This is a genomic window from Xanthomonas sp. NCPPB 2250 (assembly GCF_056725265.1).
In genome coordinates this window covers 1,501,167-1,521,318 of record NZ_CM161520.1, presented here as the reverse complement: position 1 = coordinate 1,521,318, position 20,152 = coordinate 1,501,167, and the positions used below count along the sequence as shown (strand labels likewise).

Sequence of the window (20,152 nt, the reverse complement as noted above, 5' to 3'; positions counted from 1 at the left end):
TAACAGATAAGGCAAGTCAATTCTCGTCCTGATTAAGACATAGAACTTGGCGGATCACTAAATTCAGGCCAATCTTTCGCCTCGCTTGAAAAGTCATCCTCGTAGGCCCTATAAGCGGCATTTGAGGAGATGACGCCCATCACTGGATTTCCGAACCACTCCTCTAATTTTGCTTCAACCCATTCCTGCGCCTCACCTAAGCCACCACGATACCACTCTGACTCAGTACCGTCATGGGTGAGAATTGGCGGACCAAACTCTTGCTGAAGCGCATTTTCCCATTTCGAAAGCTCATGAACTTTGCATGGAATGAAGTACGAAACGAGCAATGAAATAAATGGATCACTGGTTCTCAATTGCTTAACACGCCGCATTGGTGTTGCGCCGCGCGTCATACCTATTTTAAACCTCTCGTAATCCTCGGAGGTCATCACCATATAAATCCACCCACCTTCCAAGTCCATAAAAACTCCTATAAAAGACCGACCTTATGATCATGGTTACCGCTCGCCATCGGGGACGACTCATGCAGCAATCGAGGGTAGTCCTCGCGCGAGCGCAGGACAACTACCTTCCTAACCTCGGCCGGCGAACACCTCAACAACTGCGCCATTTTCGTAATGTCGCCGGACGCGATGAGAGCATTGGCCTGAACCTTCGGCTCCATGTTGTCTGCGTCTAACTTAGTGGGCTCGGGTACAGCCAACCAACGGCCGTAGTCCAGTGCCGCACGACTTGCATGCAGGCTGCCCCCACTCAAGTCGGATTGAATCATCACCACGCCTCGCGCTAAGCCCGCCTGAATACGGTCGCGTTTGACGAAGAACTCAGGACGTGGATCTACGCCGAAGCGATACTCCGAGACCAAGGCACCTCCCTGATCTAAAATATCTTGCGCCAGCGCCCTGTGCTTTGACGGCGCCACCGTGTGCAGACCGTGAGCCATTACCGCTACTGTGTGCCCCCCCGCTTTTATTGCTGCGTTATGAGCGATTGCGTCACACCCCAGAGCCAACCCACTGACCACTGACCATCCATTGTCCACAAGAAACTGGGTAACGCGCTCTGCAATCATCACGCCGTGCCTAGTAGGCTCGCGCGTTCCGATAACCGCTGCTGACTGCTCCTGCCTATCTGCCAATCTCCCCTTCACATACAGGATCACCGGATCGTCCTTGGTTGCCTTCAACAGCGCAGGATATTCGGGATCAAGCACAGATAGAATTCTGGCATTGCCTCGCTCCGCATGTTCTGCTTGCTCTTCGGCTTTTTCCAAGGCCTCGTTCCACAGAGCCGGCTGAACGGCCGCTGCCAATCGCGGAACTTTCTGGGCAATCGACTCAACGGAAGCTATTGAAAAATTCGTGACGTTCAATGCCATACGCAACGTCGCCGGCCCCACACCTTTAAGCATGGAGAGCGCCAGCAACTTACCGGTTTCTGCCGAAATCGACATCACAACACATCGCTCACATTTTTTGACAGAGCCAGCAGGCTGACATTACGCGCACCGGCTTCAACAAGACGCTTTTTCGCGTACATCAATGTCGCCCCACTCGTACATACATCATCAATTATAACAAAGTCTCTCCCTTGCGCACTTGCCGGATTGGTCACAATCAAATGCTCACGCACGTTCTCAAATCGCTCAAGCCCATTGAGGCGCTCTCTACTATGCGACCGAACACCATCGGTGTATGCAAGGAGATCCGTACTAAATTTTACCGCTTCATGAGTTCCACCCAATGGACTACGCCCCATGAAGTCAGACCGCAACTGCGCTATAAAGTGCTGCAATCGCGGCAACCGACCAGGACGCGGCGGAATTGCGGCCACGGTGACCGATTGATTGAGGAGGGACAACAATGGAAATGACTTCCGAATAAATTCATATACTGTCTGGCACCACTGAGGCGGAAACACTTGCACTTCCTTATGCGCATGAATGTTATGTGTAAGAACGTGCCAAGCCCGACGATCATCAAGGGACTTGTATTCAGAAAAATGCCTTCCGGCTGAATGAATTTCCTCTTTTGCCTTTTCTGGCTCACCGAGCTCGCGCGGATAAAAATGGTTGACCGATGAGAATCGAGGCTGACGCGACACATCACAAGACTTATTGAACGCCCACTCCAGATGCGGCGCATAAGCCTCGATGTCATTCAGCACAAAAAAAAGCTCATCAGGACCATCGATAACCGCATCCGGAATCAACGCCAGAGCGTCCCAGTGCTTACGACCGTCCCAACGCATATGCGGCCAGGATGACTTATCAAGCACGACGTAGCAGCCGGCATTGTACGAAGCCTTAACATCCGCCGATTCATCCCCCACCATCACCACCCGGCTGGGATCAGCCACACCAACCTGACGCATACACGCGCGTATCCCCCAACCATTCGGCTTGTGGCAGCCCTTAGGCACCATCTCGTAAGCGGCTCCGGCCTCCCAATTGAACCCAGGATAGGCCGCAGAGAGTAGAGCCGTCGCGTACACCTCTGGCGATCTAGTGAAAATCCCGAATTTCATTTGCGGCCATCTGGATTTCAAGGCACCCAGATGAGCGGGAGTGTAGATGTAGCGAGCGGCAGGTTGTCCAAACCGCCGACTCAGCTCGGCCTTGTAGAAGGCGTTGCCTTGTTGCCCCACTCCTTGCCTGCGTATATCTTCTAGATCGTCGGTACGCAACAACGTGTTATCCAGATCGAATAGACAGAGGTCAAACATCGACTTTTCCATGTCATACCATCCACATGATGGCATCCCGAGAATAGGCCTTCTGTGACACGGGCGCTATAGGTTTATGGCAGCCGGGACTGCCCACCGCCCCAGCCATCGGGAAAGCGCACCGCGCGCGAAGGCTTATCCCTCTGCTCGACTCTTTTTAGGCAGCGTGCACACGGTTACTGTTGACTCCCTGGACAGCGGAGCAATGGAGTTTTCTCGCGATCTATCAAGCTGACTCAAATCACGGAAAGGCCAACTTCTCGTTTCCAGCGCCATTTCCGTGGTGAGTTGACATATCCAAAAACCAGTAGCACCATCTCCCACTAGGAGCGTAGAAACTCCTCACACAGCGGCGCCCACCTCCGTCAAACCGGTGTTTTTTTTGTGCCTGTTCGCAGGCGCACTCCGACGCGCTCTCTGCGTCGGGAGGGCGGCGAATACAACACCCTTCGGGGAAATAAGCCCGCCGGCTGTGTGCGGTTTCTAACCTCCCGACATCCCGTCGCCGTTCGGCGCGGGTTCCTGTCTGCCAAGGAGGCTGTGCCATGCGTCAACCGTCACCCCGTCCCGCCGCTCCCTGCAAGCGCAAGTCGCACAAGCATCGCCACTGCCCGCAGTGGACGATCGTCGAGTCGTCGCTCATCCCCATGCTGACACCCGAACAGGTCGCCGCCGCCAACGCCGCCGATCTTGCCCGCGCCTCGCGACCGCCCCGCCGCACGCGCCCGCCGCAGACCTGCACCGTCGGCTGCGGCCACTCCGTCAACGGCAAGCGCACGCCCGCACTACGCCTGGGCGGCCGCTGGATGGAAGAACTGGGCTTCACCATCGGCATTACGCTGCGCGTACAGGTGCGCGACGGCGAACTGGTGGTAAGCGTGGCCAGCAAGGACTGACACGGCCGTCGCCCACGGAGAACAGGGGGCAGAATGCACTCCCCTCTTCTACTTCTACTACCGCTCTGACCTTCCACGGCCGGCCCCTACGTGCAGGGCCGGCTCGACGGCCTGGCTAGCGTTCAATCGCCTCTCGAAAACGGTCGTTGCCTAGCGCGTGTTGCCGCTGCAAGTTGAGGCGGATAGCTGCAATCTCGTCCGGGTCGATCGCATCCAGCACGAAGCGGCGAAATGGTCTGCGCGCTGGCCGGCCGGCGACGGCAGGGTTCAGGCTGGACTTCCCTCTGTAGACTTGTCGACAGCCCGGCCATTCACGTGACCGCCCCAGGGCCGCCGCCCTAACGCACCACACTCACATCGCATCGCAGCCACCGCATGATCGCGCTCCTGCTTCCCCTGATGGTGCTTGCCGCCCTCGGCTTCGTCCTCAGCCTCATCGTCCACGTGATGGCACTTGCCGGGTATGTGCCGCCAGGCGGCGAGGCTGTCTTCGCCATGCACTTCGGTGTCTTCATCGTCTGGTTGCCGACCGTGCTGCTTTCCCTGCGGCTCAACCACACCCTGAAATCCCGCCATAGCTGGAAGCGCTCGCTGGCGGGATCTCCACGCTGGATGCGCTACGCCACCTACGGCCTGTTCGCCTACGCCGTCGTGAACTTCTTGATCGTCGCCCACCTGACGGGCGACCAACCGAAAGCGCCAGGCGTGACACCCACCCTGCTGCGCGGATTCTCCGGGCACTGGATGGTCTTCTATGCCATGGCCTTCTGCGTGCTGTATTCCGTGTACCGCAAGCCGTGGCTGCTCAGCGTCGCCAAGTGCCCGTCGGGCCACCCAGTGGACCACGCCGATCGTTTCTGCTCGTCCTGCGGTGCTGTGCTTCCGCAGCGCGATGCAGGCACCTGATTGCGCGCCCGCGCCTACAGCCTCCAAGCAATGACACCAGGGCATCGCAGGCTGTCGCGCGCCTGATGTCGCCAGGCCCTAGACTCCGACCAGCACATCTACATCCGGACAGGACATCCATGCACCTCACGGCCCAACAGTTGAACGAACTCTATCCCTACTTGTTCGGGTTCTGGGCCGCGATCGGGCTTGTGGCGCTGGCGTTCTTCAACTTCAACAAGAATGCGCCGCTGAAGCGGCGGGTGTTCATTGTTGGTAGCATCGCCACCGATGTGATGCTGCTGGTCTTCTTCTGGGTAGCTGACGCGCCGCCTCTTTTCCTGGCCGCTGCCGTCGGCTTCATGGCATACGGGCTCTGGCAGACCATTCACTTGATACGCTTCTGCGACGCCTGTGCCGCGCTCAACGCCCCACAAGGCCATCGGCAGGCGCGCACGGAGTGCAGGAAGTGCGGTGCTGCGCTCCCAAAGCCATGAAGACGCCGAGACTGGGCTTCTTGGCAAGAAACGAAGAACTCTGGGTGACGCTGTCGGTTCCTTGTCGTTCGATGCCCCTAAGCCGACCCGCTTCTCGTCGTATTGACGCGAGCAGTAGATAGCAGATGAGCAAGATTTCCATTGAGACATTCGATCCACTGGTGCATCGCAACCACATGCCGGAAATAGCGTCACCAACTTGCGTGCGGCATGTATTGGTCGTCTCATCCGGGAAATTCAGACTCGAGTTCCAGTCCCAGAAAACAGGGGTCAGAGTGCACTTCCATCTTCTTCTACTACCGATCTGACCTTCGGCGACCGCCCAATTCTTGCAGGACCGGCTCGACGGCCAAGCTGGCGTTCAATCACCTCACAAAACGGTCGTTGCCCAGTGCGTGTTGCCGCTGAGGAGAAACGGAGTCAGGTAGACTTCCCAAGTGAAACACTTGGCAAAAGCCAAGACCGGTGCTTTGCTGGCATAGGCCCGCATGCCACCCGTGCAAAGGATCCAACTCATTCGATTAAGTGATCCGACCTCGTTAGTCCGATGCCATGTGCAGCAAGCAGCCTCAGATGTTAGGCTACAAGTATGGGAATAGACATTCACCTTGAAGCCGATGAGCGCCTTTCAATTATCGCCATCTCTACAACATTACGTGAATTGGGCGCACTGGGCATAGCTAGCGACGACAATACAGCCGAAGGATTCTTCGACTCCGGACTGTCCGTTTACGCCATATGCGAGTTCCACGATCGGACGATATACACAGAGGATACCAAGGGCATGGATTTTCCTGTAGCCATTCGTTGTTACTTGCGAATTAAAGGTCCCGAGCCGGCGGGATTATCTGCAACTGGCGACCTAGAGAAGTTCATTAAGCGAATTGCAACCAGAACTGATGCTCGATTTTTAGTTTCACTCCAGCATGAGTCGGCCTTATATTGGAAAAATGACGAGGGCATGCATACTACCCAGCCGGCAACACGTTCAGAAACGGGGTCAGGTTGACTTCCTAAGTGAAGCCACCCCGTTATACGGTCTAGACCAAGAACCGGTGCTTCGCAGGCATAGGCCCGCATGCCCGCGCAAGGGTTCAGCTCAATCTATAAGTGAACCTGACCCCGTTAGCTGTTCATGCCGATACCACTTTTTCAGACGAGTCCAATTAGCTATTCACACCACAATGAGCTCTACCATATTTCTTCATTACTTCCATCAAGGCCGCAAAAAGGCTGTCCCGTTCAAGCAAGTCTTACCTCCTCATGAAGCACGGCACACTTGGCGTTGGGCCCTATAGCAACGAGATAGCGTTCCCCGCCGAGTAGATCGCATATATAGCGAATGTTGTGCGTGACGGAGATGAAGTGAAAACAGGGGTCAGAGTGCATTTCCATCTTCTTCTACTACCGACCTGACCTTCGGCGGCCGCCCGATTCTTGCAGGGCCGGCTCGACGGCCAAGCTGACGTTCAATCGCCTGGCGGAAAGGGTCGTTGCTCAGCGCGTATTGCCGCTGCAAGTTGAGGCGGATGGCCGCTGTCTCGCCTGGGTCGATCGCATCCAGCACGAAGCGTCGATAGTGGTCTGCACGCCAGCCGGCCGGGGCAATGGCTAGATAGCTCGCACGGGGTTGTACCAGCGCGTTAGCCTGCCCGAGGCCATTACAGGAATGGCTCGACCACCTGTATTCCGCTGGATCGGCAACCATGCCAGCCCGCACAGGATTGAGTGCGACGTAGCGATAACAGCGAAGCAGAGATCTCGTCTTGAACTGGACACGACTTGTAGCGGCCTTCCCACAATGTACCGGTGCGATGGTATTGCGTGTTGATGTAGCGCACGTAGCGGCGACCAAGTGACCGCATCAGCGTCGGTGTCGTACTGGGCTATTGGCTGGTGAGCAACAAATGCACATGATTGGTCATCAACACGTAAGCATGCACGGCAATGCCGAGCTTGAGTTCCAGTTCGTGCAGATCCTGCAAGTAGCGTATGCGATCAACGTCGGCAAAGAAGCATGGTTGCCGATCATTGCCCCGCTGCACGATATGCTGAGCGACGTATGGAAGATCCAAACGGGGACGACGTGGAATGTGCGATCCTTCCCGCTGAGGTGGGATCAGCTTCGTGCGTTCGAACAACCCTTCCCATCGGGCAACGTCCAGACTCTGTTTAGGGAAAGTGCACTCTGGCCCTGGTTTTCGGTGTAGGGCAAGTGCACTCTGACACTGGTTTTACTCTCCTCCCCTACAGTTGCGCCACTCCGCATCCCAGCGTAAAACTCCAGCGCGAGGGCCATGATCGTGCCCGACATCCCGAAGGAGCGACAGACATGGACCTGCACCAGCACCCCACTTTCGACTGGCTGCAGTTCCCCGAAGGCCGCGCCCGATTCTCCGGCGGCGTACGCGGCATCGTCGACGAGCAGCGTCATGAGACGTTCGCGGTAGAGGTCGACGCAGCTGAATACTTCGGCGAGATCCAAAGAGCCTTCCTGCCCGGCGGCAACGACTACAACATCGAAATCGTCTCGTTCGGCTACGGCCGCGATGGCGACGTCGGCATGCACATGCCGGGAACCTGCCGCGTCTTCAGTATCCCGGAAGTCGGCAGGATTCAGACGCTGGCAGTGCGCTTGATCGAAGCAGGCATGCAGTTCAACGACCGTCCGTCGCTCCTGACCGAGTATCCAAATGCGCACTTCATGGGCAAGGTTCTTTTCAGGGATGGCTGGATCCTCACCGATGCGGAGCGTGTGTCATGAGCGACGACTACGCCAAGCAAATCGATCAGATAAAGCGCGCGACGTCGCTTGATGAAATTCAGGCCCTGGCACGCCAGTATTCGGCCAAAGCCTCCGGCGATGGCGGCATCCTCTACAGCCGGGATATCGGCAATGTATCGTCCGAAACGATCGCCCTCGAACTGGCGGGCAAGACCGGCGAACCGATCATCAACAGCACCCCCAGGGCGCAGTTCCTTGGCAATAAACAGGTCGAAGCAGCCGTGCGGTCCACTGCCGAACGCATCTTCGTCTCTCAGGGACAAAGCCTAGCCGACGCGGAAAAAGCTGCTGGCCATTTCCTCTACGGCGACGCCAAGGCTGCTGCGCGAAGCGCTACCTCCCTCGAAGGTTGCCTATGGGGGGAAGCATCGCAGGAGTTCGCTGCCTCGCTTCGGGGCGACATCAAGCTGATCGCAACCAATGCCAACGTGGAGCGCGTCTTCGGCAAGGTGGAATTGCCGACGGTACTGGACAATCCCAACGTCAGGACATTGGGCGGGCAGCCGATCGCTGCGCTGAAGCCCATATACGCGCGCCAGGGCGCTACCGATGTGCTGCCCATGGTGCAGGCGCAATTCATTGAAGCCGCGCCCAAGGGCATCTTCGTCGCACCCGATGGCGCCGGACCGAAAGTCACGAAGGTCGCGATTTCGCGAGAAGCAGCCGCTACGCTTGGGGCAGATGCTGCCAAGTTCCCGGCCGCTGCCGAACTCAGCGCCGCCGGTCTGGCCCGCGCACCGTTGGGACTCGGGGCAGCTCCCGCGGCCTCAGTCGGAGAGGCCGCCGTTGCCGCAGAGGCGGTCGGCGCCTCTCGCGGTCTTTCGCCAGGCGTGCTATCGAAAGGTGCGACCGCGGTCGCAGTTGCGGCAGTGGCCTACGACTTCGCTACCACCGGCCATCAGGTGGTGAAGCTGGAAGCGCAGGGCAACACCATAGGCGCCGAGTCGGCCAAGACCCATTTCATCGGTCGCAATGTCGGTGGCATTGGGGGGGGCATCGCACTGGGTTTGGTGGCAGGTGCCGGATATGGCCTGGCGGGCGGCGCGGCGACTGGTCCAGGCGCACTTGTCACATCCGGCGTCGGCGGCGTCGTAGGAGGCGTCGGTGGCGCGTTTCTCGGGGAAAAATGGGCGCAGCAAAAGGACCTCGAACGTGTTTTCACGCAACAGGATCGAGACGGGAACACGTGGAGCCGCGACCCAAAAGATCCGAAAGGCACGTGGACGCGCGTCGCCGAAGCGCAACAGATCACTGCGGAAACCCACATCGGCGCAGGCCGCACGACACCGACCTACGGCAAGGTTCGCTATGTCGCTGGAGACATGCTGGCGAACGAACTGAACTACAAGTCCGCCAACGCGTCCTATGAACTGGGGCTGGCCAATCTGTCCGCCGCGCAGAATCCCTACTCCATTGCACCTGGCAAGGGCGACACGCGCAGCGCGGATGGCGAAGGAAACTGGGTGCGCGACGCCCACACCCATGCGTGGTCGCGTACCGTGGTCGATCAGTACCTCGAGCATGGCATGACGGCCAGCCATGTGGAGACGGCCTCTCCGCAGCGAGCCGCCGAGCTGGATCACGCAGCGAAGCTGATCGTCGCGCAGAATGCCGCCAATACGCCTGCCGCGATCGCGGGCCGGTACCAGATCGCGTATAACCAGTTCGGCTGGAACCGGCATGGGGAAGTGCCTGTCGCCGTCCAGAATGCGAGTACCCAGACCGAATCGCTCGCCGCCTCCGACGGCCATACGTATACGCGCAACGCGAACGGTGAATGGATGACACCGGGGATGATCTACGGCACCAATCAGGCCAGCGGCAATGTGCGCGACGAATTGAACGAGGTGTATCGGAGCCAGCAAGCCGGATTGCAGCAATACGCGGTCCTGGCAAACGAGGCCCTTGCGCATCCGACGCTACCGCAACCCACCCCGATGCGTGGCCTGGTGGCGCATGCCTACGCCAACGCTGGGATTGCGCGTACCGAGGCCGACATTGATGCAGCCACCGCGGCAGTCGCTCGCACGCACGCACAGGCCGGACTCGACAGAGATGGGCGTCCCTACTCCCTCACGCTGCAACCCGATCAGAGCACAGGACGGCCAGGGCCGAACAGCGCCATCGTCACGATGATGGACGATGGTCAGAAAGGACTCTTTTCCAATAGCAGAATGGTGCCGAAGGCCGTCACCACGGCGGAAGAAATCAAGCACGCGGCACAGCCGACCCAGAGCGAACGCTCGACGCCGGTCGGTCCCGCTAGGACACCTGACGCTGCACCGCATGCGGAACGGCCGGCGTCTGTTACGCCCAACGCCACCACGGCCAATGGCGCAGGGCACGCTGCGCACGGCGATCAGCAACCGGGGCCACACGACGGCCTTTCGTCGAACGACCAGACGATGTTCGACAAGCTCAGATCGGCGACCCCGCGTGAGATCTCCGACGAGCACGTCGCCCATGCCATGCTGTTGAGCAAGAAGGAGGGCATCACGGACGCCACCAAGATTGATGGCGTACGCATGTCTGGCGATACCTTATGGGTCGTCGGGACCACACCAGGCTTCAAGGTGTCGCTGGATACCCGCGAGCCGGCTCCCCCCTTGCACGAGACGTCGCAACACGCCCAAGCCTTCGACCGGCAGGCACAGCAATTGGCATACGACGCTTCGCAACAGGAAAGGGTTGCCCGAGGAGGCCAAGCGGTCTGAGTTCATCGGCCATGAATTCTGTCAGAGACCGGTATGGCCAAAAAACGGGCCGATCCCTTCTTCGTTACCCACGCAATTCAGATCGATAGGCACAGCTTCCCAAAATGCTTCCCCGCCGCCTGATGCGCAAACGCATCGGCGATGTCTTCCAGCGCGAAGGTCTGGTCGATCACCGGCTTGATGCCGGTGGCGTCGAGGGCGCGGACCATGTCGCGCTGGTGGCGGCGGCTGCCGACGATCAAGCCCTGCAGGGTCTGGTGGCGTTGCATCAGCGCCACCGTCGGCACCTGGCCGGCAATGCCGGTCAGCACGCCGATCAGGGCGATGTGGCCGCCGATGCGGCACGCCTGGATGGATTGGCCCAGGGTGTCGGGGCCGCCCACTTCGATCACCACGTCGACGCCGCGGCCGTTGGTGTAGTCCAGCACCTTGGCCGCCCAGTCGGTGTCGCGGCGGTAGTTGATGGTGAAGTCGGCACCCAGTGCCTGCGCGCGTGCGAGCTTCTCGTCGGACGACGAGGTGGCGATCACGGTGGCGCCCATGTGCTTGGCGAACTGCAGCGCGAAGATCGACACGCCGCCGGTGCCGAGCACCAGCACGGTGTCGCCGGCCTTCAGCCGCGCGCCCACCACCAGCGCGCGCCATGCGGTGAGCCCGGCGGTGGTCAGCGTCGCCGCTTCGGCATGGCTGTAGCCGCGCGGCGCGTGCGTGAACCAATGCGCGGGGCGCACCACGGTCTCGCGGGCGTAGCCATCGACGCCGTCGCCGGGCACGGTCGCGAAATCGGCGATGGTCGGTCCGCCATCCAGCCAGGTCGGGAAGAACGTCGAGACGACCGCGTCGCCCACGGCGAACTCGTCCACGCCCTCACCCACCGCCTCGACCACGCCGGCGCCGTCGGACATCGGGATGCGGCCGTCGGCGCTGGGCATCCGTCCGGTCACCACGCCCAGGTCGTGGAAGTTGAGCGAGCTGGCATGCACGCGCACGCGGAGTTCGCCGGCGCCCGGCTGGCCGGGATCGGGCAGGTCGACGAGGCGGAGGTTCTCGAGGCCAGCGGGCTGGCGCAGGGTGATGGCTTTCATGGGCAACATCCTTAGCGGAAAAATGGCGAGGGGCAGCGCCGCATCGGTTGCAGCGAAACCGCATTGCAGGCATTGTCGGGATGCACTTCCTGCATCGCAAGAACGTACAATTTTCGCAGGTACTATCAATTTTGTAGGTACAAAGACCATGCGTCTGAAACGTCTGGATGGCAAGAGCGGCTGCGCGGTCGAGGTGACGCTGTCGGTGATCGGCGGGGTGTGGAAGCCGGTGATCCTGTTCCACCTGCTCTCCGGCAAGAAGCGCTTCATGGAACTGACGCGCCTGGTTCCCAATGCCACGCAGCGCATGCTGACGCTGCAGTTGCGCGAGCTCGAGGAGGACGGCGTCATCGTGCGGCACGTCTATCCGCAGGTGCCGCCCAAGGTCGAATATGCGCTGACGCCGCTTGGCCACTCCCTCGCGCCGGTGCTGATCAGTTTGCGGGAATGGGGCGAGTCGTATCGCACCCGCGAGCTGTCGCGCGCGCCGGCTGACGCTGCGGAATGCGCGCATAGCGAGGCAATGGCCACGTGACGCCACGCAGGTTCATGCAGGAAAGCAGGCGAGCATCCGCATAGCGGCCTTCTTGCATGCCGAGATCGACAGCCATCGGGATCAAGGCGCACTCCTGACCCGGGTGCGTGGCATCTGCCAGCCACCGCGTTGCGAGGCGTGGACAGAAGGTTCGATCACCTGAAGAGCAAGTGCGGCGCGCAATTGGCAGGCGCAAGCATGCAATCCCGTGCTGCAGCACACACGTCACTCGGCGCGGCGATCCGTCCACGCCGCACACGCAACGCGCGATGGCAGGTCCTCGCCGTCCGGTGACGGCATCGCCGGCCCCTGCAGGTTGGCCTTGGCATACAGCGCGCCGAGGTCGTGGACGCGCAACAGATGGCGGCGGCGGCTGACCAGGCCGCTGCGCACCCAGCGCTGCAAGTGGGCGTTGAGCTTGGAACGGCTGGCGTTGAGCATCGCGGCAAGGATGCTCTGGTTCGGCGGCAGGGCGATCGCGCCATCGCTCCCGTGTTGCGACGCCTGCAGTTCCAGTTGGCGCAGCACGTAGCGCGCCAGGCGCACTTCCAGGCGGTGCAGGCAGATGCTTTCCAGGCTGTCCAGGGTCTGCCGCAGGCGCAGGCGCAGCAGGGCGTGGAGGCGCTGCTGCAGCAGCGGCGGGTCCAGCAGGACGTTGAAGTGGCGCCGCGGCAGTTTCAGCACCACGCTGGCGCCGAAGGCGATGGCGGTGAAGCTGCGCCCATGCGGTTCCAGCAGCGCGGCCTCGTCCACCAGCCCACCGGGCTCGACCGCACCGACGATCAGTTCCTGCCCGTCCGGGCCGTACAGCACCTTGTACACGCGACCGCGCACGACCACGCCGACGAAGCTGCTGGGGTCGTGCTTGAAGAACAGCACGCTGCCCGCGCCGAGTGCGCATTCGCTGGCATGGGCCAGCAGGTCGTCCAGCACCGAGTCCGGCAGGCCCTGGAACAGCGGCGCGCGTTCCAGCAGGCGCCGATGCGCCTGGCCGGCGTTGTCCGTGCAGGCAGCGTCGCCATCGTGGTCGCGCACGATGCGCTCGATCGCCTCCGGTTGGACGCTGGCTGGAACCTCCATACTCCCTCTTCTCGGACGCAGGACGTACGACGCCGGGCGTCGAACGCGCCAGGCCAGGATGGAAGGCCGGTGCGTACGCCAGGCACGGGTGGGCAATGGTGCAGGCGAGGCGCGCGCAACGCGCGGCCTGCGGGGTGACGCGAATGATGGCATCGACCGTCGCAACGAGGAACGGCGAGACCCGACGGGTTCGCCGTTCCGGACCGGTGCGCGACTCAGAGGCCGGCCGGCTTGCCGCTGCGGAAGGCCTGCAGCACGGTCATCAGGCTGGTCAGGTTGTCCGACACGCCGGTCTGGGCGATCTTCTCCGACGCGCCCGCGGCGGCGGTGGTGTCCAGGCTGTAGATCTGCATGACGCCCTGGTTGTTCGCCGCCTGCGCCAGCGTGTTCTGCTGCTGCTGCGAGGCGACCGCGTTCTCGTACAGGATGCCGCTGGAGTGCGCCAGGCTCTGGTAGATCGAGCCCATCGCGAAGGCCGGCGCCTCGCCGATGACCTTGACGTTGGACTGGGTGACGGCGTCGGTGATCTGGTTGTTGACTGCGGTGGGATAGGCCATGGAACGGTCCTCGTTAGGAAGGAAGGGCGTGGCTAGCGCCGCTGCCCTGCAGCGGCGTTAGCGCGCGTGGCTCAGGACTGCTTGAACGCGTTGAGCACGGTCAGCAGGCTGGTGAGGTTGTCGGAGACGCCGGTCTGCGCGACCTTCTCGGTGGCGCCGGCAGCGGCGGTGGTGTCCAGGCTGTAGATCTGCATGACGCCCTGGTTGGCCGCCGCCTGCGCCAGGGTGTTCTGCTGCTGCTGCGCGGAGACGGCGTTCTCGAACAGGATGCCGGTCGAGTGCGCCATGCTCTGGTAGATCGACGCCATCGCGAAGGCCGGCGCTTCGCCGATGACCTTGACGTTGGACTGGGTGACCGCATCGGTGATCTGGTCGTTGACCGCGGTGGGAAATGCCATGTGTTCGCTCCTGGGTTGGGGTACGGCCCACGCCGTACGATCTCTGAAAACGGGACAGTGCAGAACCTGTGAAACCATGTGCGGCGTTTGTCTCGCCAACCTCGCCGCGAAGTGCGCGCGACGAGGGAACATCGGCCACGATGCGCCGCGACGTCGGCCGATGCGTGTTGCTACTACCGTGGGGCGTGTCCCCTCGCGACATCCACTGCCATGCGATGCGATCCACCAGCACGGCAGGCGAACGCGCTCCTGTCCTCGACGTGGCGCCGGGCTGTCTCGCTGATGGCACGCAGCCACTCGCGCTGCATCGGCACGACGCAAGGACTTGGCGCGCGCCGCAAGACACCATGCGCATACCGAACGCACCACGCACGCGACCGCACGCCACGACCGCGATGCGGTGCCGCGCACGCGTGCGCGTGCAACGACACACGCACGGCGGCGCAACCTCGCGCGGTCACGCGAAGGCGCCGCCGTGCGGCGGAACGGCTCAGGCAGCGGGAGGGGGCGTTGGCGCTCCCGGCTCCGCCGCCGGTGCATCCGCGATGAGTCCCTGCGCGCGCGCCGCCTCGACCACCGCCTGCATCTGCTGCGCCAGGCTGCCGAACTCGCGCTCGAAGCACGCGCGCACTTCGGCCTGCACGAGATTGGCCAGGCGATCGGCGATCTGCGACATCACCATGTGGTTGCTGCCGCCCTCGCCGCTCTGCGGCGGCCGCAACTGGCCCGGTCGCAGTTGATCGAGCGCGTTGGCGGACTCGATCGCCTTGAGCACCGCCGCTTCGCTGGCCGCGGTGGCGCCGTTCAGCGCCCCCCGGCTGTTCTGCATCGTCTGCTGCATCTGCTGGATCAAGCCTTTCACGCGCTCGCGCTCGGCATCGATCAACGACGGCGAGGCGCCGGCCGTTTCGGCGGCAGGCACTGCTGGCGGTGCGGCGGTTTCCGACGCGAAGCGCCGCAGTTGCTCCTCCTCGAGAGGAAGTAGTGGGCGACGCAACCAGTTCTCGGCGAACTGGCGCAGCGTGGCGAAATCGGATGCCTGGTTGTCTTGCATGGTGCTCCCCTGTGCGTGTGGTGAAACCGGTGGTGCGAACGGCCTACGTGGACGCGGACTTGCGGCCGCGCATCAGGTCCGCGTACTTGGCGATGCTCTGGTCGATCTTGTCGATGGCGAAGCCTGCCGATTCGGCCTCCAGCGCGCCGGCGGCGGCCGCGACCGCCGCGGCGGCACCGACCAGCACGTCGGTGGCGAGCACGCCCAGCGCATCCTCGGCGGCTTGCTCCAGCTTGTTCTCGGCCAGGTTCTCGGTCATCTGCTTGAGCAGCACGCCCTGGCTGGCCAGCGCCATCTTGCTGACGCCGTCGAAGTACACCGCCGCCGATTGCGCGATCAGGCCCGAGGCCTGGCTGATCAGCATGTTCGAGCCGACCACGATCTGCGACGGCGCGTAGGCCATGGTCTCGGCGTTGCTGAGCTGCACCGCCTGCACGATCTTGCTGTTGAGTGCGTCGCTGGCCGGCCGCGCCGCCGAGGCCTGCGCGAGCATGTGCGTGTTGAGCGTCTTCAGCATGGACGGCGGTGGCGGTGGCGACACCGGCGCGGCGGGCGGTGCCGACGGCGGCGAGGCGCCTGCGCCATCGCCACCTGTCGCTGGCGCGGCGGCGGCGGACGCGGCGGCGCTGGGCGCCGCTGCGCCTGCTGCAGCGGCGGGCGCGCTGTCGCCCTCGCCGGCCTCGCTGCGCGCTGGCGCCGTTGCCGACGCGGAACTCGCCGCAGCCTGTGCCGCAGCCGCGGGGTCACCGGCCGCTGACGGTGGCGATGCGTCTGTGGTCACCGGTGCCGTCGACGGTGCCGGCGCAGGCACGTCCGGCGTCTGCGCCGTACCTGCGACGGATGCAGGCGCCGATGCCGTGCCGGCTGGCGTCACCGCAGCCGTCGGTGATCCGGGGGTCTTCTTGCTTGCGAAAGGCCACATGCCACTCTCCTGATGGATGGATCGGTGCCCGCGTCAGCCGCCGCGGCGCGGGCCACGGCACTGCATCACTTCTCGCCGATCGCCATGATCAGGGCCACCGCCTTGGACACCACGGCGTTGGAGACCTGGTTCAGCGCCTGCTGGCTGTGCACCGCGTTCTGCAGCGCCAGCCCGGTGGAGTGGCTGGAGACCTGGTACAGCGAAGCGATCGCCTGGGCGGGCGCCTCGGCCACCACCTTGACGTTGGTTTGGGTGACCGCGTCGGTGATCTGCGAATTGACGAGCGTGTTGTCTGCCATGAGCCTGGTTCCTTGGTATGTCGCCTGCCGGGGAGGCGCCGCGACGGGGGTGGCCTGTACCGCGCCCCGCCGCGGCGCCCGCGATGCCGCGGCCCTGTGCGGCCCGGCGTGGAGGGAAAACGCCGCCGTGGGCGGCTTGTGAAACCGTGGCGGCCGGCCTGCTCATTCGGCCACCAGCGCCAGCCGCAGCCGCTTGCGCAGCAGTTCCACACGCTTGCGCGCCAGCGGCTGGTTGATGTGCAGCAGGTTGGCGATGGCCGGATACGGCAACTCCTCGACGAAGCGATAGGCGAACAGGCGGCGCTGCTCCCGACTCAGCGCCGCCACCGCCGTCACCACGCGCTCCATCTGCTCCTCCAGTTCGGCGCGTTGCAGGGCGGTCATTGCTTGATCGGCCACGGCGTCCACTTCCTTAGCCTCAGAGGGGCGGTCCAGCGGCTCGCCGCCGCCGCGGCGGCGCCGCACCAGGTCCAGGAACACATGGCGCAGCACCACGAACAGAAATCCCTGCGGGTCGGTCATCGCTTCCGGCGAGCGGCGCATGAACAGCAGCGCCTTCACCGCGGTATCCGAGAGCAGGTCCTCGGCCGCGTCCGCGCGCCCGTTGGCCAGCCGCAGCGCGCGCCGCCGCAGATCCGGCAAGGTGGCGCGCCAGGCGCGGGTGAACATCTCGTCGGCCTCGGCGAATCGCGCGGCGGTCACGCCTGCCTTTTCCATTGCCATCTCCATCGCATGCTCCGAAATCCCCTTGTGCGGCGAGTCTCTGTGGGGGTCGGCGGCAATAGCTGTTCCCTGGGTGACAAAGGCGGCGACGAGGCACGCACAACCGCGCGGCAGATGGCATGCGCCTGTGCTTTGTCTACGCACGCATACGGCAAAAGCGCTTGTGCGGCGGTTGTGTGCGTCAGTCGCGCAAAAAAACGGGCCCGCTGCACAGACAGCGGGCCCGGTTCGTGTGTTGCGATCGGATCAGCGCAGCAGCTCGACCTGCGCCTCCGGCACCGTGTTGTCGCGCAGCGCGTGCGGCACCTGCTGGATGTCCGCCGCGGTGTCCGCTGCCGGAGGTGGCGGCGCGCCACGGGCATCCCACGACGGCGCCAGCGCCACCGCGAGGCAGGCCAGGGTGACGCAGAGGCCCTGACGCAGGCGCGCCCACCGTCGCAGCCGCCTGCGCCGTTCGAACCGCACTCGGCGGAACCCGGATGCCTCTGCGCTGTCGGGCATGGTCTTGCTCCACGATGACGGAACACCCCGGCGACCTGGCCACGCCGCGTCAGCGACACGGCGCGCAGCTCGATGGAGGGCGACGACCGTGTAAACGTGGCGGCGGCGGTGCCGTGAATGCGGATGGCGCCGCATGCAGCTAGCACGCGATCCAGCGTGTGTGTCCTCCTCCCGCCAAGGCCGCTTCGAAGGCCGCCGCGCTGCAGCTGCGCCAGCGATAGCATGCGATGCCACACCATCGAACGATGTTGCGCAGTGCAGGCGATCGTCGGAAAGACGCGCGTCACTCGGTGGCTTCCGGATCAGGCGAGCGCGACGTGGCCCCTGCGCCGCACAAGGCTACACGCAGGCGCTGCTGCATTCGGACCTGTTGTTTCTCTGCGAGCGCGAGCTGCCGCCAATGGTCACAGCTGGCGACGAACCACAGAACCGCGGCATGCGCACGCGGTGCATGCCTTGAGATCGGCAAGCGATGCGAGTCGTTTTCAGGCGCCTGTCGTGTTCTATCGTGCGCACCTTGCAGCGCGGGGAGATGCGGAAATCACAGCCGTAGGAGCGGCTTCAGCCGCGACATGCATTACCGGGAATGCCTGTCGCGGCTGAAGCCGCTCCTACGACCGCCATGCAGTGCTGGGGTGCTGCCCCGTCGCAGCACCGGGCAGCCGTGGCGCAGTGCCACGGCGCCGTCTCGTCGTTTGCATTCGGCAGCATCGTGTTCTCCTCGCACGGGATGGCACGGCGGCATCGATCGCAGGGACGCGTGGGTCACGGCGACCGGCGATGCGCGGGCGTGGCATTGCAACGTACCGCGCTGGATGCTTGCGCCATCGACTGGCGCTTATGCATTGCGTGGAGCGACTGCGCTCGTGCCTCAGGATTACGTGCCGCCGTACCCTCACCCCCGACCCCTCTCCCGGGGGGAGAGGGGAGTGGCGCTTCGTCGCCGCGTCTGGAACCACCATCCGTCCGGAACCGCCGTGCGTGCACGACGACGCGCTCGCCGCAAACGCGGCGCATCGCGCCAATGAAAAAAGCCGCACCCGGCATCGCCGGGCACGGCTTCGGTTGCACGCCGCGGGCAAAGATCAGCGCGCGGCGGCAGCGCCCACGTTGAACAACTGGAACTCGCGGATATGCGCAGCGTCGACGCTGGACAGGATGTTCAGGCGCACGCGCGAGGCAGTGACCGCGGGGAAGTGGTCGATCTTCATGTGGCCGATCGCCTGCGCCTGCGCCACCTTGACCCAGGCGCCGTCGCGGAACACTTCCACTGCGTACTTCTGCACGAGTTGGCCATCGTTGAGCCATTCCATCGACAACGCGGTGTCGAAGGTCACCGGCTGCTTGAACTGCAGTTCCAGGGTGGCGTGGTGCGAGCCGTCCGGCGCGCTCCAGAAGGTGTCGCGGTCGCCGTCCACCGCCGCGGCGATGCTGTCGTCGCTCTTGAGCCGGCCGCGTACCAGGTTGCGATCGGCGCCGTAGCGCGCCTGCAGCGCCTGGCCCATTTCCTCCAGCCGCTTGACGTCGGCCTCCGGCAGCAGGCCACGCTTGTCCGGGGCGATGCCCAGCACCAGCTGGCCGCCACGGCCAACGCTGTCTTCCCAGATCTGCACCAGCTCGTCGACGCTCTTCAGCGTCTGGTCGCTGTTCGGATGCCAGAACCACTGCAGCTTGTGCAGCGGCGTGTCCACCTCGACCGGGCGCCAGCGCAGGTAGCCGTGGCGATCGATAGCGTTCCAGTTCTCGCCTTCGATCACGCCGGCCTCGTTGCCGACCCAGCGCACGTCGCCGTATTCGAATAGTGCGGTATCGGCGAAGACCATCGCGTTGGACTGGTAGGTGCGCAGCTCTTCCATGTACTTGTCGAAGTTGTACACGTGGCCGGCACTGCCGGCACCGTCGAGCCACCACTCGGTGAGCGGTCCGTAGTGCGAGGCCAGGTCCACCAGTTGTGCAGCGTAGAACTTGTCGTAGGCCTTGGGGTCGGCGTACTTGGGCTCGTGGCGGTCCCAAGGCGACAGGTAGATGCCGAAGCCCATGCCTTCCTTGCGCACGGCCTCGCTGGTCATCTTCACCAGGTCGCCCTTGCCGCCGAGCCACGGGCTGTTCTTCACCGAATAGGCGCTTTCCTCGGTGGGCCACAGCGCGAAGCCGTCATGGTGCTTGGCGACCAGAATCAGGTACTTGGCGCCGGCCGCCTTGGAGGCGCGCGCCCACTGCGCCGGGTCCACCTGATCCGGCGCAAAGACCTTGGGACTGGCGGTGCCGTCGCCCCACTCGCGATCCAGGAAGGTGTTGGTGCCGAAATGCACGATCACGCCGAATTCCAGGTCCTGCCAGGCCACTTGCTGCGGCGAGGGTTTGACCTCGGCGAAGTTCTCGGCGAGCAGCGGCGGCGCGGCCAGGGCGGTCAGGCCGAGCGCGGCCAACCAGCGGAGCGGAGAGAGCGGGCGGTTCGGCATGGCGGATCCTCGCAATCGTCGGTCGGGCAGGC

At 63.3% G+C, this 20,152-nt stretch carries 22 protein-coding genes; 8 read left to right on the top strand and 14 right to left on the bottom strand.

Features of this window, described 5'->3' with window-relative positions:
• Window positions 1-32 precede the first annotated feature (32 nt).
• Genes AC1PMG_RS06310 through AC1PMG_RS06300 form a run of 3 tightly spaced genes read right to left on the bottom strand, consistent with a single transcriptional unit; the run spans window position 33 to window position 2,739 of the window.
• Complete coding sequence (locus AC1PMG_RS06310; RefSeq protein ID WP_481111028.1) at window positions 33-464, bottom strand: GIY-YIG nuclease family protein; 432 nt, start codon at window positions 462-464, stop codon at window positions 33-35.
• A gap of 8 nt (window positions 465-472) precedes the next feature.
• Entirely contained in the window at window positions 473-1,456 is a 984-nt protein-coding gene (locus tag AC1PMG_RS06305) for a DNA-processing protein DprA (RefSeq protein WP_481111027.1), read from the bottom strand.
• The gene (locus AC1PMG_RS06300) at window positions 1,456-2,739 is read right to left on the bottom strand and encodes an HAD hydrolase-like protein (RefSeq protein WP_481111026.1); all 1,284 of its coding nucleotides are present in this window, start codon (window positions 2,737-2,739) and stop codon (window positions 1,456-1,458) included. The genes AC1PMG_RS06305 and AC1PMG_RS06300 overlap by 1 nt, the downstream gene beginning before the upstream one ends.
• A gap of 533 nt (window positions 2,740-3,272) precedes the next feature.
• On the opposite strand from AC1PMG_RS06300, the gene AC1PMG_RS06295 reads away from it, so the two are divergent.
• The 4 genes from AC1PMG_RS06295 (at window position 3,273) to AC1PMG_RS06280 (ending at window position 6,014) form a co-directional block, all read left to right on the top strand.
• Window positions 3,273-3,623, top strand: coding sequence for a SymE family type I addiction module toxin (locus AC1PMG_RS06295; RefSeq protein WP_481111025.1), 351 nt, complete (start codon window positions 3,273-3,275; stop codon window positions 3,621-3,623).
• Between the two features lie 375 nt (window positions 3,624-3,998).
• The gene (locus AC1PMG_RS06290) at window positions 3,999-4,529 is read left to right on the top strand and encodes a hypothetical protein (protein WP_481111024.1); all 531 of its coding nucleotides are present in this window, start codon (window positions 3,999-4,001) and stop codon (window positions 4,527-4,529) included.
• 119 nt (window positions 4,530-4,648) lie between these two features.
• Entirely contained in the window at window positions 4,649-5,005 is a 357-nt protein-coding gene (locus AC1PMG_RS06285) for a hypothetical protein (RefSeq protein ID WP_481111023.1), read from the top strand.
• A gap of 589 nt (window positions 5,006-5,594) precedes the next feature.
• Window positions 5,595-6,014: a hypothetical protein gene (locus AC1PMG_RS06280; protein WP_481111022.1), complete on the top strand. Its 420-nt coding sequence runs from the start codon at window positions 5,595-5,597 to the stop codon at window positions 6,012-6,014.
• Between the two features lie 877 nt (window positions 6,015-6,891).
• On the opposite strand, the gene AC1PMG_RS06275 is transcribed toward AC1PMG_RS06280, so the two are convergent.
• Window positions 6,892-7,050 carry a transposase gene (locus AC1PMG_RS06275; protein ID WP_481111621.1) on the bottom strand — a complete coding sequence of 53 codons (159 nt, stop codon included), beginning with the start codon at window positions 7,048-7,050 and terminating at the stop codon, window positions 6,892-6,894.
• A gap of 287 nt (window positions 7,051-7,337) precedes the next feature.
• On the opposite strand from AC1PMG_RS06275, the gene AC1PMG_RS06270 reads away from it, so the two are divergent.
• Window positions 7,338-7,769: a hypothetical protein gene (locus AC1PMG_RS06270; protein WP_019799657.1), complete on the top strand. Its 432-nt coding sequence runs from the start codon at window positions 7,338-7,340 to the stop codon at window positions 7,767-7,769.
• Window positions 7,766-10,504: a hypothetical protein gene (locus tag AC1PMG_RS06265; protein WP_481111021.1), complete on the top strand. Its 2,739-nt coding sequence runs from the start codon at window positions 7,766-7,768 to the stop codon at window positions 10,502-10,504. Before AC1PMG_RS06270 ends, AC1PMG_RS06265 begins: the two co-directional genes overlap by 4 nt.
• Window positions 10,505-10,581: 77 nt before the next feature.
• Here the strand turns inward: AC1PMG_RS06265 and AC1PMG_RS06260 are convergent, their stop codons facing one another.
• A complete protein-coding gene (locus tag AC1PMG_RS06260) occupies window positions 10,582-11,589 on the bottom strand; it encodes a zinc-dependent alcohol dehydrogenase family protein (protein ID WP_481111020.1) in 1,008 nt (335 codons plus the stop codon).
• A 148-nt stretch (window positions 11,590-11,737) separates the two neighbouring features.
• Between AC1PMG_RS06260 and AC1PMG_RS06255 the strand changes: the two genes are divergently transcribed.
• A complete protein-coding gene (locus AC1PMG_RS06255) occupies window positions 11,738-12,124 on the top strand; it encodes a winged helix-turn-helix transcriptional regulator (RefSeq protein WP_267083659.1) in 387 nt (128 codons plus the stop codon).
• A gap of 225 nt (window positions 12,125-12,349) precedes the next feature.
• On the opposite strand, the gene AC1PMG_RS06250 is transcribed toward AC1PMG_RS06255, so the two are convergent.
• The 5 genes from AC1PMG_RS06250 to AC1PMG_RS06230 all read right to left on the bottom strand — a co-directional run bounded on the left by AC1PMG_RS06250 (window position 12,350) and on the right by AC1PMG_RS06230 (window position 15,730).
• Window positions 12,350-13,204, bottom strand: a complete 855-nt coding sequence (locus AC1PMG_RS06250; protein ID WP_481111019.1) for a Crp/Fnr family transcriptional regulator — start codon at window positions 13,202-13,204, stop codon at window positions 12,350-12,352.
• A 215-nt stretch (window positions 13,205-13,419) separates the two neighbouring features.
• On the bottom strand, window positions 13,420-13,761 hold the full coding sequence (locus AC1PMG_RS06245) for a RebB family R body protein (protein WP_152237187.1): 342 nt from the start codon (window positions 13,759-13,761) through the stop codon (window positions 13,420-13,422).
• 71 nt (window positions 13,762-13,832) lie between these two features.
• Window positions 13,833-14,159 (bottom strand): RebB family R body protein, encoded by a 327-nt coding sequence (locus AC1PMG_RS06240; RefSeq protein ID WP_043091830.1) that lies wholly within the window; start codon window positions 14,157-14,159, stop codon window positions 13,833-13,835.
• 490 nt (window positions 14,160-14,649) lie between these two features.
• Window positions 14,650-15,213, bottom strand: a complete 564-nt coding sequence (locus AC1PMG_RS06235) for a hypothetical protein (RefSeq protein ID WP_481111018.1) — start codon at window positions 15,211-15,213, stop codon at window positions 14,650-14,652.
• A 43-nt stretch (window positions 15,214-15,256) separates the two neighbouring features.
• Complete coding sequence (locus AC1PMG_RS06230) at window positions 15,257-15,730, bottom strand: hypothetical protein (RefSeq protein WP_048492052.1); 474 nt, start codon at window positions 15,728-15,730, stop codon at window positions 15,257-15,259.
• Between AC1PMG_RS06230 and AC1PMG_RS06225 the strand changes: the two genes are divergently transcribed.
• On the top strand, window positions 15,714-16,148 hold the full coding sequence (locus AC1PMG_RS06225) for a hypothetical protein (protein WP_481111017.1): 435 nt from the start codon (window positions 15,714-15,716) through the stop codon (window positions 16,146-16,148). The two genes, AC1PMG_RS06230 and AC1PMG_RS06225, sit on opposite strands and share 17 nt — an antisense overlap.
• 52 nt (window positions 16,149-16,200) lie before the next feature.
• Here the strand turns inward: AC1PMG_RS06225 and AC1PMG_RS06220 are convergent, their stop codons facing one another.
• From AC1PMG_RS06220 to AC1PMG_RS06205, 4 genes are all read right to left on the bottom strand, one after another.
• Window positions 16,201-16,434, bottom strand: a complete 234-nt coding sequence (locus AC1PMG_RS06220) for a RebB family R body protein (RefSeq protein ID WP_010343225.1) — start codon at window positions 16,432-16,434, stop codon at window positions 16,201-16,203.
• A gap of 162 nt (window positions 16,435-16,596) precedes the next feature.
• Window positions 16,597-17,151, bottom strand: a complete 555-nt coding sequence (locus AC1PMG_RS06215; RefSeq protein WP_152237184.1) for a sigma-70 family RNA polymerase sigma factor — start codon at window positions 17,149-17,151, stop codon at window positions 16,597-16,599.
• 252 nt (window positions 17,152-17,403) lie between these two features.
• Window positions 17,404-17,658 carry a hypothetical protein gene (locus tag AC1PMG_RS06210; RefSeq protein WP_481111016.1) on the bottom strand — a complete coding sequence of 85 codons (255 nt, stop codon included), beginning with the start codon at window positions 17,656-17,658 and terminating at the stop codon, window positions 17,404-17,406.
• Window positions 17,659-18,743: 1,085 nt separating this feature from the next.
• Window positions 18,744-20,120 (bottom strand): alpha-L-fucosidase, encoded by a 1,377-nt coding sequence (locus AC1PMG_RS06205; protein WP_342072377.1) that lies wholly within the window; start codon window positions 20,118-20,120, stop codon window positions 18,744-18,746.
• Window positions 20,121-20,152: the final 32 nt, after the last annotated feature.

Coding starts and splice junctions, on each gene's coding strand:
- AC1PMG_RS06300 (WP_481111026.1), bottom strand. CDS start 2,739: ATGGAAAAGTCGATGTTTGACCTCTGTCTATTCGATCTGGATAACACG.
- AC1PMG_RS06240 (WP_043091830.1), bottom strand. CDS start 14,159: ATGGCATTTCCCACCGCGGTCAACGACCAGATCACCGATGCGGTCACC.
- AC1PMG_RS06265 (WP_481111021.1), top strand. CDS start 7,766: ATGAGCGACGACTACGCCAAGCAAATCGATCAGATAAAGCGCGCGACG.
- AC1PMG_RS06295 (WP_481111025.1), top strand. CDS start 3,273: ATGCGTCAACCGTCACCCCGTCCCGCCGCTCCCTGCAAGCGCAAGTCG.
- AC1PMG_RS06260 (WP_481111020.1), bottom strand. CDS start 11,589: ATGAAAGCCATCACCCTGCGCCAGCCCGCTGGCCTCGAGAACCTCCGC.
- AC1PMG_RS06310 (WP_481111028.1), bottom strand. CDS start 464: ATGGACTTGGAAGGTGGGTGGATTTATATGGTGATGACCTCCGAGGAT.
- AC1PMG_RS06290 (WP_481111024.1), top strand. CDS start 3,999: ATGATCGCGCTCCTGCTTCCCCTGATGGTGCTTGCCGCCCTCGGCTTC.
- AC1PMG_RS06230 (WP_048492052.1), bottom strand. CDS start 15,730: ATGCTGAAGACGCTCAACACGCACATGCTCGCGCAGGCCTCGGCGGCG.
- AC1PMG_RS06220 (WP_010343225.1), bottom strand. CDS start 16,434: ATGGCAGACAACACGCTCGTCAATTCGCAGATCACCGACGCGGTCACC.
- AC1PMG_RS06255 (WP_267083659.1), top strand. CDS start 11,738: ATGCGTCTGAAACGTCTGGATGGCAAGAGCGGCTGCGCGGTCGAGGTG.
- AC1PMG_RS06215 (WP_152237184.1), bottom strand. CDS start 17,151: ATGGAAAAGGCAGGCGTGACCGCCGCGCGATTCGCCGAGGCCGACGAG.
- AC1PMG_RS06205 (WP_342072377.1), bottom strand. CDS start 20,120: ATGCCGAACCGCCCGCTCTCTCCGCTCCGCTGGTTGGCCGCGCTCGGC.
- AC1PMG_RS06235 (WP_481111018.1), bottom strand. CDS start 15,213: ATGCAAGACAACCAGGCATCCGATTTCGCCACGCTGCGCCAGTTCGCC.
- AC1PMG_RS06305 (WP_481111027.1), bottom strand. CDS start 1,456: ATGTCGATTTCGGCAGAAACCGGTAAGTTGCTGGCGCTCTCCATGCTT.
- AC1PMG_RS06250 (WP_481111019.1), bottom strand. CDS start 13,204: ATGGAGGTTCCAGCCAGCGTCCAACCGGAGGCGATCGAGCGCATCGTG.
- AC1PMG_RS06210 (WP_481111016.1), bottom strand. CDS start 17,658: ATGCCCGACAGCGCAGAGGCATCCGGGTTCCGCCGAGTGCGGTTCGAA.
- AC1PMG_RS06280 (WP_481111022.1), top strand. CDS start 5,595: ATGGGAATAGACATTCACCTTGAAGCCGATGAGCGCCTTTCAATTATC.
- AC1PMG_RS06285 (WP_481111023.1), top strand. CDS start 4,649: ATGCACCTCACGGCCCAACAGTTGAACGAACTCTATCCCTACTTGTTC.
- AC1PMG_RS06245 (WP_152237187.1), bottom strand. CDS start 13,761: ATGGCCTATCCCACCGCAGTCAACAACCAGATCACCGACGCCGTCACC.
- AC1PMG_RS06270 (WP_019799657.1), top strand. CDS start 7,338: ATGGACCTGCACCAGCACCCCACTTTCGACTGGCTGCAGTTCCCCGAA.